This is a genomic window from Paenibacillus sp. FSL P4-0176 (assembly GCF_037975265.1).
Classification (GTDB): Bacteria; Bacillota; Bacilli; order Paenibacillales; family Paenibacillaceae; genus Paenibacillus; species Paenibacillus amylolyticus.
Window position 1 is genome coordinate 1203631 of the sequence record NZ_CP150242.1, and the last position, 17901, is coordinate 1221531.

The following is a 17901-nucleotide window of genomic DNA, read 5'->3' on the forward strand; positions in this document are numbered from 1 at the left end:
GCATGGCAACGGAATGGGCTCAGTTGAAGCAGGAAGATGAGCAACGGATTAACCAGGAAGCAACACAGCTTATTCAGAAAGTGTCCCAAAGTGATCCGGCTCATCTGGATACCTTAATGGATGATATCGGCAAGTTGGGCGTGAAAACACAAGAGAGAGCAGGACAGACTCTCAAGTTGCTTGATCGCCCAGTCAATGAATTGATGTCCGGGAACCGGGCAGAGGTATCAAACATGATCCTGAAGCTCCGTGATGAATGTGAGAGTTTGCAGCAGAGTAAAAATGTGAGTTTTGTCGGGAAGTTGTTACGTAAAAGCCCGCTGAAAAACTATGTATACCGTTATCAATCTGTTCGCACGAACATTGATGCGATCATTAACGGGTTGCGGGACGGCAAGGACAACCTGGAAGAAAGCATCGTAAATATGCGCCAATTGAAACGTTCCTCCATTCAGGAGATCTACAATTTGCAGACCAAAATCTCTTTTGGTAATCAATTGAAAGCATTGTTCGAAACCGAGATTGCCAAGCCTGAGAACGAGAATCGTAAAGCACATCTGGAGCGTGGGTTGCGCAAAGTGGTAACACGTACCCAATCCATGACAGAGATGATCATGCTGTACAATCAGGCAATCGCAGCTACCGACATCATTAATGATAACAATGACAAGCTGATTGATTCCGTTAATAATGCCATTGATAAAACAGCGAATCTGATCACCGTTTCGGCCATGATTGCGATGGCTCTTAATGATCAGGAGAAGGTCATTTCTGCTGTGGAAGCTACGAATAAGACGATTGAAGATCAATTCAAGGAGAACGCCAGATTGTTGAAGACAACAACAGAGAAAACAAATGAACTGTTGTCCAAACCTGCGATGTCCCTTGAAGCGGTCAATCAAGCGATGGGTGATCTGATGTCTGCACTGGATCTGTCCGAGCAGTCCAATCGCCGGATCATCGAGAGCTGTAATGACTATACCAACAAGATGACAACCCTTAACGCCAAAATGAGCGATCGACTTGGTCTGGAAGGACCGAAGGCTGCTGCCATTCCGGAGAAAAACAAACCGGATTCCAGTGCATTAGGATCTTTCCTGGATTAGGGTAGGACTCGCTGCATATCGTATCGAGATTGCTACATGGTTTTATTTTCTACGAGGGACGCCGAGTGCGTCTCTTTGTTTCATTTATTTGATAGAATGATGGTAAAATCTGGGGTTGTGCGAAGGAGCTTGCTGAACATGCTGGACTTTTCATTCGAGATTATTGATGAGACCAAGATTAATATTCAATACAAATATGGCAGTGAGTTCTTTAACTTTAACCTGTATTATGCAAACGGGGAGTGGACGCTGCATCCATTTGACGGCATACTGATCCAAAACCGTGAAATGTGCAGTCTGATTGTATCGGAGCTACTCCGTAACAAAGATTTTCATGTCATGTTGGCTAAAGAGAAAATCATCTTATCCCAATTACGCACCAGTGTTAACCTCCAGTCCAATGAGCCGGATGAATGGGTAGCAGATCGGAGAAACGCAGATTATTCCAGTCCTGATGATGAGTTGATGGATTACATAGGGAACCACAGTTTCGAAGACATATTACAGCTTGAGCAAGAACAGATTGAGGCCAGAGTGCAATTCTTCCAACAGATCATTCAGAGAATGTTTATGGAGGGGCTTGGACCGGAAGATGCTGATTTCATCAAAGTTCAGGCCGTGATTCGGATATATAAGGAGACATACGATCGTCTTGGTGAGTTGAATGATCATAATAGGGGTGATCGTGGACGCAGAAGATGGTAGGATGTAAAGGTGAAAAAAAGGTTCATCAGCCATAGGCAGATGAACCTTTTTGTTCTTCTGATATTCAAGGGAGATGAATGGTTTGGATATGATCGGTATGCATAATTAAAGAAGTCCCATCCGCTTCTACCAACGCAAGCAAGTGGTTGTCTGCATTCTTCAATAACCCTGCTCGGTAAGGCTTGCAACCGAGGTTGAGTACAACAAGTTCACCTATCATTTTATGAAGTTGCTGATCGAGTGTACGGGAGAGTGACATGGACGAAGGTTGCATAGGGAAATGTTGCTTACTAAGAGAATAGGGTGTGCTGTTAGTAGGGGAAGGAATAATATATTTCAGATGATTAATGGAAACATAGATAGAATGATATAACGGAGAGTAGAACATAAAGTAGTCATTCATAATATTTGTAATATAACCATGCAATGTTTTCCCTCCGATGGAAATTTCACTGAAACGTCCACGGGCGTTCATCAGCATTTTGCGGTAAGAGATGTTGGTGTGATCCATCTCGGGGTCGGGTGTTGGCAAAACTATACTTGAATCATCTGCCGTATTGACATGCATGGATTGAACATGATGAAGTGGAATATAAACAAATCGCTGGTTTCCGTAGACTACAATCAGATCCTGGCCTACATCAATGATCTCACCCTGGATCGGTAGTTTACAGCCAGACAGCTCCAATTCGACGGATTTACCCAGCCAATGAGTAAGAAGTTCCACAGTATTCCTCCTCTCAATAGAGAATAGATGTCCAAATATATAGTGAAATTAGGCTAACAATTAGACTTATTGGTATCACAATAAAGGTAACTTTCATATACTGTTTCCAGGAGATTCGAATATGATGGGTCTTTAATATATACATCCAAATTAACGTTGCCAAGGTGCCAATAGGCGTCAGCAAGGCTCCGATATCACTTCCCAGAATGTTGGCAAGATACGCAAGATGCAGTTGAGATTCACTTAGTGGAAGATCTGTAACAGCAAAGGTCCCAATCATGACGGAGGGCAAATTGTTGAATAGATTGGAAAGCAGAGTGAGCATTAACCCCGACACAGCAATGATGCTGGCATTTCCTCCTTCTATTATAGGTTTCATCCACTGAATGATCGATGCGGTCATGCCTGCTCGGTGAAGACTATCCACAATAACATAGATGCTGAAGGCAAAGAGTAGAATGTGCCAGGGCGTTTGTGTTATCACATCTTTGAGTCCAGTCCGGGTGCGATACCAACGCACAGCGAGCATGAGAATAACACCAGTGATTGCAACTACCTCCATACGTATACCGACTTGCTCAGCTAGAAAATATCCTGCACGGATAAATACAACGATACCAATACAGACACGGAACAGCCACCAGTCTACTTTATTCTCGGATTCAGTTGTCTGAAGCGGATGATATCCTGAACCTGATGAAGACTGCAGGGATACAGGGAAATGATGAATAACTTTGGGAATACTTCTACGAAAATAATAGAACAGTAGTACAGTCATCACCATGATCGCAAGCATGGATGGCACAAACATCATCTGAGTATAAGTATTCAGATTTAAGCCAACCATTTGCAAAGCAATCAGATTAGCCAGATTACTAAGTCCAATTGGCGCACTGGAAGCCGTGGCGATTAGCGCACCGGAGATCAGGTAGGGTAACTGTTGATGCATTTTCAGACGAAGTATAGAACAGATTCGAATAATGATCGGAGTTGTGATCAGAATACTGCCATCATTGTTGAAGAAGATGGTCATGAGAAAACAAAGTAATAGAATTAGCCAGAACAATCGAAAGCCGGAACCTCTTGCTTTCTCAATCATATTCAAAGCGATCCAGCGAAAAAAACCGATGCTATCTAAAATAATCGACATGACAATGGTAGAGAGGATTGTTACGGCTGCACCAGATACGATCCCGAAGATTCCAACTATGTGAGCATAGCTGCTCACTCCAGTTAAAATAAGAAGAAGGGCGCCAAGCGAGGTGGGTATAGATTCATTCAATCCGCCAGGACGCCACATCAGGAAAATGACAGTGATGATAAAGACCCCGAAGGTTAACCACAACTGGTAGTCAGGCATTTACTGTGATTCACCTCCCAGGGGGAGAAGTCCTGACGAAGCCTGAAGCAGATGTTCATGGGATGGAGTGGGCCTTCCGGGTGTAACGATCCAGTAAAAAGGCACACCAATCAAGACTAATGCGACGAAGATCAACATGATAATTCCCCCCTTTAAGCTGGTAGATAACTTAAGTTGTCAGTTTATTTTATTTACTTCTTTTTATTGCCGGATTTGTTACCACGGGATTGACTGCCTTGGTTGCCTTGATTGCCACGCGACTTGTTGCCACCTGATTTATTGCCTTGAGATTGGTTGCCTTGAACTCGTTGCCCCTGAGAACGATTGCCTTGATTGCTTCGAGATTTATTGCCGCCGGACTTATTCCCCTGAGCTTGGTTGCCTTGAGCTGCTTGGTTCCCTTGAGAACGATTGCCACGCGACTGGTTGCCTTGAGCCGCCTGATTACCTTGGGCTGCTTGGTTCCCTTGACTTTTATTATTACTGCTATTGTTGTTGTTGTTGTTGTTGTTCCCACCACCACGTACGAGGGATACAGATTTCACATGTTGCATCGGAATACGAACAATCTCCTGATTTTTCAAAGTCATGATCAATTGGTTCTGGTTGGCATCGGCCAGGATGCCTTCCACTTTTTCAGGTCCTCCCCGGTTAATCTGAACATGGCGGAAGCGGAGTGCTTGCATAACGCCCAAAAACGTGTTGGAAGGAATAGGGTTCCCCATGGTTGCATTTCGGTTACCACCGGAACGGCCTGTATCTGTTATGCTTTTGACATGTGATTCATTAACGTAGACAATCCCTTCTTTGCAGTTCATTGCCATGTAGTCCCAGCGTACGTCCGTAAGTGTACCTTGTATTGAATCAGGTCCTCCCCGGTTAATCTTAATCTCTCTTCCCAACAAACCTCTTATTCCTTGACCATTCATAGACATTGTGTTTGACCCCTTCCATGATATAAGTTCAGATGGACAGAAATGGTGGATGTAAATGTGATCCCTTCCATTCGTCATTCGTGTCTGTCTGTAGTTTAAGCATATGTGACATGCTTCTTGGAGGGACTAGCCAGTTAACTATATTTATACCATTTCAGCTATAATCTATGAAAATGATGTAAATTTATAGATTAATAACTCGGTTATTCCGCATTATGACAAGTGAATTGGGATGTGATAAGTATCAGGACTGTGCATTCGCCCGTACGACTTTCTGTGCATCTGCATAGGATGATGTAAGAGCCTACGGGCGAATCTTACAGGTACTCGAAAGGCGGATGGAAATGGCTCTACCTGTCTACCATATCAGCTTGTCTCCAACCGAATATCAACAGTTAACGTCCAATATATGGTCAGAGACGTTTGTGAACAGCACGATGCAGATGGACGGTAAGCCGTTTCCGATCCGGCTTCGATACCGTGGAGGACATACACGCGGTTATCCCAAAAAATCATTTGAGATTCGTACATCCAGCCGAACGTATCATTTTAATGCGGAGTATGATGATCCTTCGTTGTTGCGCAATGCACTTTCTTTTCGTTTTTTTGAGTCGATTCGTGTACCCGCACCGTCTACACAACACTGCGTACTCTATCTGAACGGGCAGCTTCTGGGTGTATACCTGAGGATCGAAGGAGTGAAATCCTTCTTTTTTCGCCAACGGAAAATCCCTGTGCGCAGTATCTTCTATGCGGTGAATGATCATGCTGGTTTTATGATAAATTCGAATTCCTCTTCAACAAGTACCGATCTATTGTCAGGGTACAGCTTAATTCGTGGTAAAGATGTGGATCGCACAAGGCTACGTAACTTTATTCAGCAGTTGAACATAAAGTCCAGGCTGGAATTGTTTCGTTTTTTACAGTCGAGGGTGGATACAGACAATTATTTACGCTGGTTAAGTGGAGCTGTGCTTACAGGGAACTTCGACGGATTTCATCAGAATTACACATGGTATGAGAAAATCAAAAGCGGTAAATATGGCATCCTGCCTTGGGATTATGAGGGTACTTGGGGGAGGAACTGTTATGGAACACGAGTTGATCCCAATCTTGTTCGTATTCAGGGGTATAACAGACTTACCGGACGATTGCTGGCATTCCGCAGTTTCCGTCAACAATATAAAAAGCTGATGCGGCAGCATCTGATGAATGCTTTTACAGAGAAGCGAATTATGCCTCTAGTCCATCGATTGCACAATGGGATTCGTGAAGATGTCAACAAAGATCCTTACATGAAATGGCCCATGGATGTATTTGCAGGTGAACCGGAAAGAATTCGCGAATATGTGCTGAAACGTCGGGAGTATCTAAGTGAAAAACTACGTCAGCTGTAAGCACTTAACTAGTGTGAGGAAGGGAGACCTTCCTTTTTTTACTGCCAAAATGAAGAGAAGTTTATTGTATTGGGAAAAGTAGGGTAATAAGAATAGAAGCGGCATTGTAAAATACGCTATAATAACCATATGTGTACATAGAAATGATTACATATTGGACGCTGTGGAGAAAACAACATGTCTAATGGAGGCTCTGAGCTGGAACGTGTTATCGGTTTAGGGTGCTCCGAGCCGGAGGAATGCTTATGATCAAGCTGTTGTACTACTTGAAGAAGTACCGAGTTGCCGCGATTGCAGCCCTGGTCATGATGTTAATTGAGCTTGCGGTGGAGCTGGCTCAGCCTTATCTGATCTCCAAGATCATTGATAATGGGATTCAGCAGGGAGACCTTTCTGTCGTCTGGTTGTGGGGCGGTGTGCTGGTTGGCAGTGCTGTTGTGGCTTTTGCTGCCGGAATTGCGAGTTCGTTCTTTGCATCCCATGCAAGTCTGGGGTTTGGATACGATCTGCGGGAGAAGCTGTATGAGAAAGTGCAAACGTTCTCTTATGCCGTCTTTAACCGGTTCGCGACGTCGTCCCTGATTACCCGATTAACGGGGGACGTGACCCAGGTTCAGGACACCGTCTTCATGAGTCTGCGATTCATGACACGTGTGCCCCTGGTGGTGATTGGTAGCATGATTATGGCAGTGATCGTGAACCCGAGGTTGGGTCTGCTGCTGGTTGTCATGGTGCCTGTACTGCTCATTGTTGTAGTGTGGATGATCAAAAAGGCAGCGCTGCTGTTCCGCAATGTGCAGCGCAGACTGGATGCCGTCAATGGAGTCATCCAGGAGAATCTGACAGGCATTCGGCTGATCCGTGTTTTCGTACGGATGGGCCATGAGATTGAACGCTTTGCCGGATTCAGCGGCAAGCTGATGAAAGGCACCATTTCCGCGCTGCGCCTGACGGAGACCACGATGCCGTTCATGCTGCTGATGATGAATGTTTGTATCATCGCCGTGTTATGGTTTGGACGAGTCGACATTGCCTCCGGTAATGCAACCGTGGGTGAAGTGGTCGCCGTCATTAACTACCTGCTTCGCACAATTGGTGCCATGTCTGCGTTGTCATGGATTCTGGTAACCTTCTCCAGAGCAAGCGCTTCGGCGCAACGGCTGAATGAAGTGTTTAATACGGAGGACACGTCGGAGACTGAACAGAATAAGGCAGAATCAACGTCTGCACCATCTGCTGGATCTATGAAATTTTCACATTTTCCGCAATCTGTATACCCAGCGAAGAAACAGCGCGCTGTGCAGGGAGCGGTTGAATTCCGCAGTGTAGGCTTCAGTTATCCGAATAGTGAAATTACAGTACTGGATAACATCACATTTACGGCAAAAGCGGGGGAGCGCATTGCCATTATGGGAGCAACAGGCTCAGGCAAATCTTCGCTCGTACAGCTTATTCCGCGGTTATACACAGAGGATCAAGGAAAGGTACGGATTGATGGTGCCGATGCATCAGAGCTGGATCTGTCCATGCTGCGTGGTGCGATTGGTTATGTGCCTCAGGAGGTTGTCCTGTTTACCGGTTCCATCCGGGAGAATATTGCCTGGGGTCAGGAAGATGCTACCTTGGATGAGATCGTGGAAGCCGCGAAACGCGCGCAGATCCATGAAACAATTGAGAATTTACCAAACGGTTATGATACATTGCTGGGTCAACGGGGAGTGAATCTCTCCGGCGGACAGAAGCAGCGACTTTCCATTGCACGAGCACTGGTACGTAGACCAAGAATTCTGATTCTGGACGATAGCACAAGTGCGCTGGATGTGGCTACAGAAGGCAGACTGCTCGATGCGCTGGAGGAATTGTCGTGTACCACGTTTATCATCACCCAGAAGATCAGTTCAACGACTTCGGCGGACCTGATTCTGCTGCTTGATGATGGACAACTCATTGGACAGGGAAAACATGAAGACCTGATGGAGTCGTCAGAGCTGTATCGTCGAATCCATGAATCACAATACGGGGAGGGTGCACAGCATGTTCAAAGCATTCATTGAGCCTTTCCGTCAGCCACCGCCTCCGATTGATCCGGAGACGTTACGGTCAGGCGGTGGTCGCAAACCCAAGGCACGGGCGAAGAACTGGTCAGGTACGCTAGGTCGTATCTGGACCTATCTGGCACGTCGCAAGGTTAAGCTGTCCATGGTACTGTTGATGGTGTTTGCCAGCTCCGCACTCGCTTTGCTTGGCCCTTACATGGTAGGGGTGGCCGTGGATGATTTCATCGCGGGGGAAGCCGGGGCAAGCTGGACTCGGTTTCTGATTGGATTAACCGCAGTGTATGTCTTGTTCTCTCTTACATCTTGGTTACAAAATATATGGATGATCGAAATTGCACAGGAAACCGTGTTCCGCATGCGGTATGATCTGTTCTCCCATCTGCACAAATTACCGATTCCATTCTTCGGTAAACGCCAGCAGGGGGAGATTATGAGCCGGGTGACCAATGATATCGAGAATGTCAGCGGTACGTTGAACAGCTCGGCGATCCAGATTTTTTCGAGTGTATTAACACTGCTCGGAACGTTTGGGGTTATGCTCTGGCTCAGTCCGCTACTGACCCTGCTTACCTTTATCGTTGTGCCTCTGATGGCCATCGGCATGCGTTGGATTACGCGCAGAACGGGACCGCTCTTCAAGGAGCGGCAGCGCAATCTCGGTGAACTTAACGGTTACATCGAAGAGACTTTATCCGGGCAGCGGATCATTAAGGCATTCTCCCAAGAGGAGCGAGTGATTCGCGGTTTTGAGGAACGGAATACCCGCATCCGGATTTCCGGTTTCTGGGCACAGACGATCTCTGGTTTTATCCCGAAACTGATGAATGGATTGAATAACCTGAGCTTTGCGATTGTTGCGGGCATCGGTGGTATTCTGGCGATTCAGGGTTCGGTTACGGTCGGGGTGATTATAATCTTTGTGGAATATGCTCGCCAATTCACTCGTCCGCTGAATGATCTGGCAAACCAGTGGAATACGTTATTGTCCGCAATTGCGGGGGCTGAGCGCGTATTTGAGGTGCTGGACGAAGATGAGGAAGCGAAGGATGAAGGGGCAGCGATATCTCTGGACAAGGTAGAGGGAGCCGTTCGCTTTGAGAAAGTATCCTTTGGATACGATGAAGGGCGTAACATTTTGCATGACATCAGCTTTGAAGCCAAACCGGGGGAGATGATTGCTCTTGTCGGTCCGACCGGAGCGGGGAAAACGACACTTATCCAGTTGTTATCCCGTTTCTATGATCCGACGGGTGGCACATTAACCGTAGATGGACGCGATATGACCACCATTCGGCGTGAGAATCTGCGGTCACATATGGCATTTGTGCTTCAGGATTCATTTCTTTTTCAGGGCACGATTCGGGAAAATATTCGTTTTGGCCGTCTGGACGCGACGGATGAAGAAGTGGAAGCAGCCTCCCGGCTGGCAAATGCCCATTCCTTCATCGTGCGTATGAAGGACGGGTACGACAAAGTGCTCCAGGCTGATGGGAGCGGCATTAGTCAGGGGCAGAAGCAATTACTCGCCATTGCCCGGGCAATCTTGGCAGATCCATCCATACTTGTACTGGACGAAGCGACGAGCAGTATTGATACTGTTACGGAGATTAAAATCCAGGAAGGGTTGCAACGCCTGATGCAAGGCCGTACCAGCTTTGTCATTGCCCACAGGCTGAACACGATCCGTCAGGCAGACCGAATTCTGGTGCTGAAGGATGGGCAGCTACTGGAGCAAGGCTCGCATGATGCATTGCTGGAACAAGGCGGTTTCTACAGCGAGCTGTATTACAGTCAGCTGCGTAAAAAGGCGCAATAGTCATTTTGGATAATATGGGACATGTATTAGAGAACTTGTAGGTATGTCAAAAGAGCAGGGATGAGGGCACGATGCTCCTCAATTCTGCTCTTTTTGCATATTCCCTTGAAGGAAAATGGAAAACGGAACTGTGATTGTATGTTAAAATAAGGATATATTGGAATAGGTCCGTTTTTGGACGGTTGCCAGCGGTTTTGAAGCATGAGAATGAATTTTTACACGTATGCCTGTAGTCAGTCATGTGATGCATTAAAAGAGAGGAGGGCAATGCGGAATGGAATTTAAATTTGGGAATGCTGCTCTTCTTTTTCCCCCTTTACACATTACGATTATCGCAATCATTATTATTTTCATTCTAGTAAGGTGGAGCAAGCAATTAGAAACAAGACGTTTTACGGTTTTCTTTTACTTTTTGATTAGTACGTTCATTACTCCAATTTATTCTCAAAGTACAACAAATGGTGTCTTTGAACTATGGATCCCGGCAGGGTTTATTTTGGTTTTCTTTTATTTGATTCGTAGCGAAAGATATCATCCATCTAAAATGAAAGCGAGTATCTTAGGATTTTCAATAGCATTATATCAGTTAATCCTTCAATATATCGGATAACGGGACGTGACAGGACGGCATAATTCAACAAGAACAAGTAAGCAATAGGTTGAAAACAAAAGAGCAGATCCTGATCACAGGACCTGCTCTTTCTCATTTAACTTCCGATAACTTTCCAGTTATTAGCCTGCTCCACCGTTAACGGCTGGTGTCTGCGGATGTAATCTTCCACCAGTGCGGCCATGTCCGTGGCACCTTCGTGCAGTACCTTTTTGCCCGGATACATTGCATAATCCCCGCCGCCAGCAGCGCGGTAGCTGTTCATCACCACAGAGTACATGCCATTCATGTCCATTGGCTGGCCTTCATGTTCCAACTTCACAACTCGACTGCCAACAGGTTGGGAGATATCTAGCTCGTATTCCATGCCAGCCCACATATCGTAATTATAATGTTGAGGTTTGGGTTCCATATAAGCCGGATTAACTGCCACCTCACCAGAAGCATTCACTTCAAAGTAACGTGCCGTTTGTTCCAGTGCCTCCCGGATATCCTGACCACTCAACTCCAGCACCGTCAGAGTATTAGGATAGATGAAGTTGGATAACACGTCCCGAACGGTGATGTGACTCCCGAAACCGCGAGCTTCTTCACTCAGCATGGCGGTATTGGAGAGCTGCGCTCCAGTCGCTTCCATCTGCACTTGATGTACAAAAGCAATGAATGGATGTGCCTTGAGTCGCAGAGCCGTAGCATTGGTGATGGATAAATCCCCAGCCACCTCGCCAATGGGTTGATCAAGCCATGCTTGTGCCTCAGTTTCCAGCTCTTCCGTCAGTTTCATGACGGTTGCATCAGGTTCAACCTCATGATGTTCATCCAGAAGTAACAACCGAGCCTGCTTATCTGTAATCTGCCATTTCCCACCTGATGATTGTTCCAACTGAATGGATACATGCCCCGCACCATTTCCACTGAAGCCCGGCTGAATGACGGTAACACCATGAATATTAGCGGTAAGCTGACGATGCTGGTGTCCGGTAAGCAACACATCGATACCTTCGATGTCCCGGCAGATGGCATAGCCTTGATTTTCTCCAGTTAACCGTTCTGCGGGCTCGCCTGTCTCCAGATCACTCTCAAATCCGCCGTGATAACTGACAACCATTACATCTGGTTGTTCATGCTGATGGATGTAGCTAACCCATTCACGAATCGTCTCCAAGGCATCAAGGAACTGTAAACCCTCAATATTTTTCGGGTGCTCCCAGTTCGGTATGTAGTGCGTAGTTGCGCCCAACAGGGCAATTTTGACACCCGTAGACAAGGTTTTGATTAGATACGGTGGACCGAAGGCAGGTACGTCTGGTTGCTCATCCTTTACAATATTGGTAGACAGCCAAGGGAAATTGGAAGCTTCAACTGCTCCGTGTAATAATGCCTGACCATAGTTAAACTCGTGATTGCCCATCACCGCAGCATCATAACCCAGTTCATTCAGTACCGTTATGAATGGATGAACTTCGTTTTTGGAAACCTGTGAAGCTGCATAGGAGGCCAAGGGTGATCCTTGCAGCAGATCCCCGTTATCCACCAGCATCAATTCAGGTGCACGTTCACGTTCCTTACGAATCAGGGAAGCCAGCAGGGCAAGCCCAGCCGGGCGGTAGGCATTGGTATTGTAATGAATGGGACGGATCGCCCCGTGCAGATCACTGGTATACAGAATATCGAAGCTTGCCGTATGGTTTGTGGATGTCATTTTACAATCTCCTCTAATATATAAGTTCAGATATATGGAATTACTATAAAACGGAGAAGAATGAATAACCTGAAGAACCGAAGTATACGCCGTTATCTCCGATGTTCTTCTTATATCTTCAACCATAATGAGCCTATTCTAACAGATACAAGTCGCGCTGACAGCCTGACAGGAAACTTTACAAAACTCCAAATTTCGTTTCACATCGCGCTAATATTTGGCAACTATAGTAGATAAGTACTGAAAAATAGAAACTCTTTGGAGGGTGTTCGTTTGAAGAAGTCTGCTTTATTTTTACCATTGTTGATTTTGGTTCTGTTTCTGAGTGCTTGTGGGTCTAGTAGTAGTACAACAGGTTCGGCTAACGGGGATAATGCGAGTTCTAATGCATCCGGTACGTCTACGGCAGAGACAGAGAAAGTTGTCGAAGGTTATGTGCCAACTGAATTGACGGTTCAATTTGTTCCTTCCCAGAACGCAGATACGCTTGAAGCCAAAGCGAAACCGCTGGAGAAGTTGCTTGGTGACAAACTGGGCATTCCGGTAAAAGTTAGCGTATCCACCGACTACAACACAATTATTGAAGCAATGGCTTCCAACAAAGTAGACGTAGGTTTCTTGCCTCCGACAGCTTATGTACTGGCTAAAGAAAAAGGCGCTGCGCAGGTTATTTTGCAAGCACAACGTTTCGGTGTAAATGATGAGACAGGTGCTCCAACCGAAGAGTTGGCGGATTCCTATAAATCCATGTTCATTGTGAAAAAAGATTCGCCGATTCAATCCATCGAGGACCTTAAAGGTAAAAAAGTCGCTTACCAAAACGTAACGTCTTCCGCAGGTTATGTATGGCCAGCAGGTCTGTTGCTGGACAGAGGCATTGATCCATTAAAAGATGTAACACCTGTAACGTTGAAAGGTCATGACCAAGGTGTTATCGCTGTATTAAACGGTGACGTTGATGCAGCAGCTATTTTCCAAGATGCCCGCAACACGGTAGCTAAAGACTATCCGACTGTATTTGAAGATACACGAGTACTGGCGTTCACTGAGCCTATTCCTAACGATACCATTGCCGTTCGTACAGACATGAATGCAGATTGGACTGCGAAGATCAAACAAGCCTTCATCGATATCGGTAAAGATACTGAAGGTCACCAGATCATCAAAGAAATCTATACGCATGAAGGTTATGTAGAGTCCGATGATAGCAAGTTTGAGATCGTTCGTCAGTATGGCGAAAAAGTGAAAGGTGAATAATTCTGATCCAAAAGTAATTCGGGATTTGTTCACTTTGTAGTAGCTTTCTTGGATGGGAACAGCTTAATCGTAGCAATGGACAGGCCAGTTCAGCGTGATCTACGCTGCGCTGGCTTGTGCCATTATAGCAAGGACTCATGTATGGTTGATCATTATGAATGAAAGAAGGATATTGTCATGATTGAGCTTCATAACGTTACCAAAACTTACGCTAACGGCACCAAGGGCCTGGATAATATTAATCTGAAATTTGAGCAGGGTGAATTCATTGCTGTTGTGGGTCTGTCCGGTGCGGGTAAATCAACGCTCTTACGCTCCATTAACCGACTGCACGACATTAGTGAGGGCGAGATTCTGATTAACGGAAGTTCCATCACGAAGGCACAAGGCAAACGGCTACGCATGATCAGACGTGACATCGGCATGATTTTCCAGAGTTTCAATCTGGTAAAACGGTCCAGTGTACTACGTAACGTACTCGCTGGACGCGTTGGATATCATTCCACCATGCGTACCATTATGGGTCGTTTTCCAAAAGAGGATATTGAACTGGCATTCACTGCGCTGGATCGTGTGAATATCTCGGAGAAAGCTTATTCCCGTGCAGATCAGTTGTCTGGTGGACAACAACAGCGTGTCGCTATTGCCCGTGTACTGGCACAGGAAGCAAAAATCATTCTGGCCGACGAACCGGTTGCTTCACTTGACCCGCTTACAACAAAACAGGTCATGGATGACCTGAAACGCATCAATCAAGACCTTGGGATTACGACCATCGTCAACCTTCACTTTATTGATCTGGCGAGAGAGTATGCGACCCGTATTGTCGGATTGCGAGCAGGCGAGGTGGTCTTCGACGGCCCGGTAGAAGAGGCAACGGATGAGCGCTTTGCAGAAATTTACGGCAGACCAATTCTGGCTGACGAATTGTTGGACAAGCAGGCTGTGCATGAGCAGGGAGAAGTTGTGGTATGAAGGGGCAGTCCAACGTTCCACTTCAGAATTCAGGCGGAGTGGGGAAGGAACCTGGTTCCAGCCCGGCTCAGGTTGTGAATCGCCCAAAACCGCCTGGGCGTACGAAACATTTGCTCACCTTAGTGATCATTCTGCTCCTTCTGTGGGCCAGTGCCAAGCAGACGGATGCCAGCTTCACGGAGTTGTTTGAAGGTTTTCCCAACATGCTGGATCTGCTGAAGGAGATGTTCCCGCCCCGGTGGAGTTACTTTGATAATATCGTGCAGGGCATGCTTGAAACGATTCGAATGGCCCTGATTGGGACAACCATTGGTGCGATTATTGCGATTCCAGTCTCGATTATCTGTGCCGGTAACCTGATGCCAAGTCGCTGGATCTACTATCCAGCGCGCTTTCTGTTGAACCTGATTCGGACCGTGCCAGATCTGTTGCTTGCTGCTTTGTTCGTTGCTGTGTTTGGTTTGGGGCCAATCCCCGGAATCTTGGCACTGGCTGTGTTCTCGATAGGTCTGATCGCGAAGCTGACGTATGAGACGCTGGAAACCATTGATCAGGGGCCGCTGGAAGCGATGACGGCTGTTGGTATGAACCGGATTCAGCTCATTGTATATGGCGTGGTGCCGCAACTGGCTGCCCAGTTCACATCCTATGTGCTGTATGCCTTCGAAATAAATATACGTGCGGCTGCCATTCTGGGACTGGTGGGAGCCGGAGGAATTGGACTTTACTATGAGGCCACACTTGGGTTCCTGGAGTATGACAAGACCAGCGTAATCATTCTGTTTACCCTCGTCATCGTTCTGGTCATTGATTATGTAAGTACTAAGCTGCGGGAGAAATTGCTATGATGAAAAATGAAACAAGCCGCATCCGGCCTAAACCACGGAAGAACCCGCTACGCTGGGTCATTGTGTTACTGTTAATCCTTGTGTATGTCTGGGCGCTTGCCGGTGTACCGTTTACTGGTTTCAAGGAAACTGCCGCTCAGATTATGAAAGCCATTGTAGCCGGAATTTTCTCACCGGACTGGGAGTTTGTATATTTGCCTGAGGGAGAAGACCTGCTGCGGGGATTGTTGGATACGCTGGCAATCTCTGTGTTGGGTACTGTAATCTCGGCCGTGCTCTGTATTCCATTTGCCTTCTGGTCTGCCCGTAACATGAGTGGGCATCGTTCCATCTCGGGTGCAGGCAAAATGGTACTCAGCTTTATTCGCACGTTCCCTGAGATTATCATGGCCTTGTTGTTCATCAAGGCAGTAGGCCCCGGATCGTTCGCAGGGGTACTCGCCCTTGGGTTGCACTCCATCGGCATGTTAGGCAAGTTGTACGCAGATGAAGTTGAAAATATCGACTACGGCCCATCCGAGGCGCTGCTTGCCTCCGGAGCCAATCGTATGCAGCAGTTGTGGTTTGCCATCCTGCCACAGGTTATGCCTGGCTTCCTGAACTATACATTGTATCGTTTTGAGATCAATGTACGTTCCGCGACTATACTGGGTGTAATTGGAGCAGGGGGTATCGGTACACCGCTGATCTTTGCGTTAAGTACTCGGAACTGGCCGCGAGTAGGTATAATCCTGCTGGGTATTATCGTGATGATCACGATTATTGACTTGATCTCAGGGTATATTCGTAAGAAGCTGGTGTAAGGGTTAATGTGGCGCTACGAATATACTAGATGATAAATTAAGATAAGTTGATAGCGTAAGAAGAGAGGGCTATTCGGTGCCGGAATATTGGCAGGGATAGTCTTTTTTTGTGTCTGTAAATAAACATCGGTGCGTTCTTGTTGCTCAGCTAACCGTCGAGGAATAAGAGGATTCCAAGAATATGCATCACAATGATTGAGTTATTTTCCAAATCCATGTAATATTAATAGGTTTCTATATAAAGGGAATTAAGGATATTAATCAATACTCCTCTTAGATACCCATACAAGAAATGAGTTTTTCGAAAGGAAGGTGACCTATGGAAATATTTTATTTTATATGGATTGTATTTATGGTATTGATATTGCTGTACAGAATGATCTTTCAGAAGTTTAAAAAACATAACAGAGAAAATATTGGGCTCAGTGCAATCCTGATCATTTTCACGGGAAGCAGTTATACGTTTACACAGATGAACTTGATTTTTGTCATTAGTGTCATCGCCGTGGCCGTTTATTGTGCTGTATGGAACAGCATTCTATTTGTTAGAAATGGCTATGAGCCAGAACGTTTGAAATGAACCCGTTCTGCATCGGCGATAAAGAATTTAAACAATGTAGCATAGCCTTGCGGGAACTGGGCTAAGGAACCTGAGAGTCCCTATTTAGCCTTATAAGGCATCACTGGAATTCTAACGAATCGTAGTGGCGCTATTTGTTGCGTTTTGCCCGATTTAACCCTTTGGCAACTGAAATGTAGTTAAATAGCGATGCTGAGGTTCGTTAGATTTTAAAATTCGGCCCAAATGGCCGAATAAGATCTGTCGGGTTCTTTAGCAGTGGCAGCTTTTTTAGATACTTTCCAGCCAAGGAATTCCTATGTAACTAGAATTGATCTGACGGGAGTGGAGAATAAAACGGTTAAAACGATTTCTCCTCTAGCTCCAATGTTTCCTTCTCAAGTAAGATAAGTGATGTGCTGATTAACTTATTGACCATTGGTGTGAACTGGAGGTTCTAATGACATATAAATCATCTATTCTGGTTATGTTGATCGTACTGCTGGTTGGCGGTGGTCTATTCGCTTATTTTTACAAGTTTCCTAAAGAAGTCAATGTTACACGTGAAGCTGTAACCTATGCACAGGTTGATCCGGAAACTACCGAATCGACTGCAATTAAGGTAGAAGGAACGATGTACCGTCCACTATTTCGTCAGTCTACGTTCGAAGGCAGAATTACAATCGAAGGTAAAGATTTTACAAACAACTGGAGATATGATGACTATCTACGTAGCGGAAAGCCAAGGAGGCATTCATATGGGAAACCTTCATTATCTAAAATCAGGTGAACCCTTGGAAACGTTATGGCATGGACTAATTTGGTTTGATTCAGCATGGGAGAATATTAATCTGAATCTTGGCAGAGCAGGACAGACGTCAGACCAGAATTTTTATGTGGTCGCTACAGCTCGCAATCAGCAAGAAGCTTACAGAGTTCAAGCGCGTATGAGTGAGCAATTTGGAGACGGATTTGCTCCTCGAAACAACATAGAATAAATAGAAAGAGGGCCTTTCTCCGTTAAACGGAGAAAGGCCCTCTTTG

18 protein-coding genes are annotated in these 17901 nt (G+C 45.9%); 13 read left to right on the forward strand and 5 right to left on the reverse strand.

Features of this window, described 5'->3' with window-relative positions; all coding sequences use genetic code 11:
* Positions 1-2: 2 nt before the first annotated feature.
* Together MKY95_RS05400 and MKY95_RS05405 are read left to right on the forward strand one after the other, a co-directional pair.
* On the forward strand, positions 3-1106 hold the full coding sequence (locus MKY95_RS05400) for a toxic anion resistance protein (RefSeq protein ID WP_036606281.1): 1104 nt from the start codon (positions 3-5) through the stop codon (positions 1104-1106).
* Positions 1107-1244: 138 nt separating this feature from the next.
* The gene (locus tag MKY95_RS05405) at positions 1245-1811 is read left to right on the forward strand and encodes a hypothetical protein (RefSeq protein WP_036606283.1); all 567 of its coding nucleotides are present in this window, start codon (positions 1245-1247) and stop codon (positions 1809-1811) included.
* Between the two features lie 64 nt (positions 1812-1875).
* On the opposite strand, the gene MKY95_RS05410 is transcribed toward MKY95_RS05405, so the two are convergent.
* The 4 genes from MKY95_RS05410 to MKY95_RS05425 are packed head-to-tail and all read right to left on the reverse strand — an operon-like array spanning position 1876 to position 4833.
* Positions 1876-2538: a hypothetical protein gene (locus tag MKY95_RS05410; RefSeq protein ID WP_036606285.1), complete on the reverse strand. Its 663-nt coding sequence runs from the start codon at positions 2536-2538 to the stop codon at positions 1876-1878.
* 13 nt (positions 2539-2551) lie between these two features.
* Positions 2552-3898 (reverse strand): arsenic transporter, encoded by a 1347-nt coding sequence (locus tag MKY95_RS05415; protein WP_036606287.1) that lies wholly within the window; start codon positions 3896-3898, stop codon positions 2552-2554.
* Positions 3899-4036: a hypothetical protein gene (locus tag MKY95_RS05420; protein ID WP_155985018.1), complete on the reverse strand. Its 138-nt coding sequence runs from the start codon at positions 4034-4036 to the stop codon at positions 3899-3901.
* Positions 4037-4089: 53 nt separating this feature from the next.
* Positions 4090-4833 (reverse strand): hypothetical protein, encoded by a 744-nt coding sequence (locus MKY95_RS05425; protein ID WP_051446979.1) that lies wholly within the window; start codon positions 4831-4833, stop codon positions 4090-4092.
* Positions 4834-5171: 338 nt separating this feature from the next.
* On the opposite strand from MKY95_RS05425, the gene MKY95_RS05430 reads away from it, so the two are divergent.
* The 4 genes from MKY95_RS05430 (at position 5172) to MKY95_RS05445 (ending at position 10713) form a co-directional block, all read left to right on the forward strand.
* On the forward strand, positions 5172-6230 hold the full coding sequence (locus MKY95_RS05430) for a CotH kinase family protein (RefSeq protein WP_036672549.1): 1059 nt from the start codon (positions 5172-5174) through the stop codon (positions 6228-6230).
* A 245-nt stretch (positions 6231-6475) separates the two neighbouring features.
* Positions 6476-8284 (forward strand): ABC transporter ATP-binding protein, encoded by a 1809-nt coding sequence (locus MKY95_RS05435; RefSeq protein WP_076329414.1) that lies wholly within the window; start codon positions 6476-6478, stop codon positions 8282-8284.
* Positions 8265-10103, forward strand: coding sequence for an ABC transporter ATP-binding protein (locus MKY95_RS05440; RefSeq protein ID WP_036606294.1), 1839 nt, complete (start codon positions 8265-8267; stop codon positions 10101-10103). The genes MKY95_RS05435 and MKY95_RS05440 overlap by 20 nt, the downstream gene beginning before the upstream one ends.
* A 274-nt stretch (positions 10104-10377) precedes the next feature.
* Positions 10378-10713: a hypothetical protein gene (locus tag MKY95_RS05445; protein WP_036606296.1), complete on the forward strand. Its 336-nt coding sequence runs from the start codon at positions 10378-10380 to the stop codon at positions 10711-10713.
* Between the two features lie 97 nt (positions 10714-10810).
* Here the strand turns inward: MKY95_RS05445 and MKY95_RS05450 are convergent, their stop codons facing one another.
* On the reverse strand, positions 10811-12415 hold the full coding sequence (locus MKY95_RS05450; RefSeq protein WP_036606298.1) for a bifunctional UDP-sugar hydrolase/5'-nucleotidase: 1605 nt from the start codon (positions 12413-12415) through the stop codon (positions 10811-10813).
* Positions 12416-12688: 273 nt separating this feature from the next.
* Here MKY95_RS05450 and MKY95_RS05455 point away from each other — a divergent pair, with 273 nt between their 5' ends.
* The 7 genes from MKY95_RS05455 (at position 12689) to MKY95_RS05485 (ending at position 17855) form a co-directional block, all read left to right on the forward strand.
* Positions 12689-13672, forward strand: coding sequence for a phosphate/phosphite/phosphonate ABC transporter substrate-binding protein (locus MKY95_RS05455; protein WP_036606301.1), 984 nt, complete (start codon positions 12689-12691; stop codon positions 13670-13672).
* A 177-nt stretch (positions 13673-13849) separates the two neighbouring features.
* Positions 13850-14647: a phosphonate ABC transporter ATP-binding protein gene (gene phnC, locus MKY95_RS05460; RefSeq protein ID WP_036606306.1), complete on the forward strand. Its 798-nt coding sequence runs from the start codon at positions 13850-13852 to the stop codon at positions 14645-14647.
* Entirely contained in the window at positions 14644-15495 is an 852-nt protein-coding gene (phnE, locus tag MKY95_RS05465; protein ID WP_036672541.1) for a phosphonate ABC transporter, permease protein PhnE, read from the forward strand. The genes phnC and phnE (MKY95_RS05465) overlap by 4 nt, the downstream gene beginning before the upstream one ends.
* Entirely contained in the window at positions 15492-16298 is an 807-nt protein-coding gene (gene phnE / locus MKY95_RS05470; protein WP_100526573.1) for a phosphonate ABC transporter, permease protein PhnE, read from the forward strand. The genes phnE (MKY95_RS05465) and phnE (MKY95_RS05470) overlap by 4 nt, the downstream gene beginning before the upstream one ends.
* A 319-nt stretch (positions 16299-16617) precedes the next feature.
* Positions 16618-16878, forward strand: a complete 261-nt coding sequence (locus tag MKY95_RS05475; protein ID WP_076253377.1) for a hypothetical protein — start codon at positions 16618-16620, stop codon at positions 16876-16878.
* Positions 16879-17317: 439 nt separating this feature from the next.
* Positions 17318-17647 (forward strand): hypothetical protein, encoded by a 330-nt coding sequence (locus MKY95_RS05480; protein WP_076319398.1) that lies wholly within the window; start codon positions 17318-17320, stop codon positions 17645-17647.
* A complete protein-coding gene (locus MKY95_RS05485) occupies positions 17616-17855 on the forward strand; it encodes a hypothetical protein (RefSeq protein ID WP_076319399.1) in 240 nt (79 codons plus the stop codon). The genes MKY95_RS05480 and MKY95_RS05485 overlap by 32 nt, the downstream gene beginning before the upstream one ends.
* Positions 17856-17901: the final 46 nt, after the last annotated feature.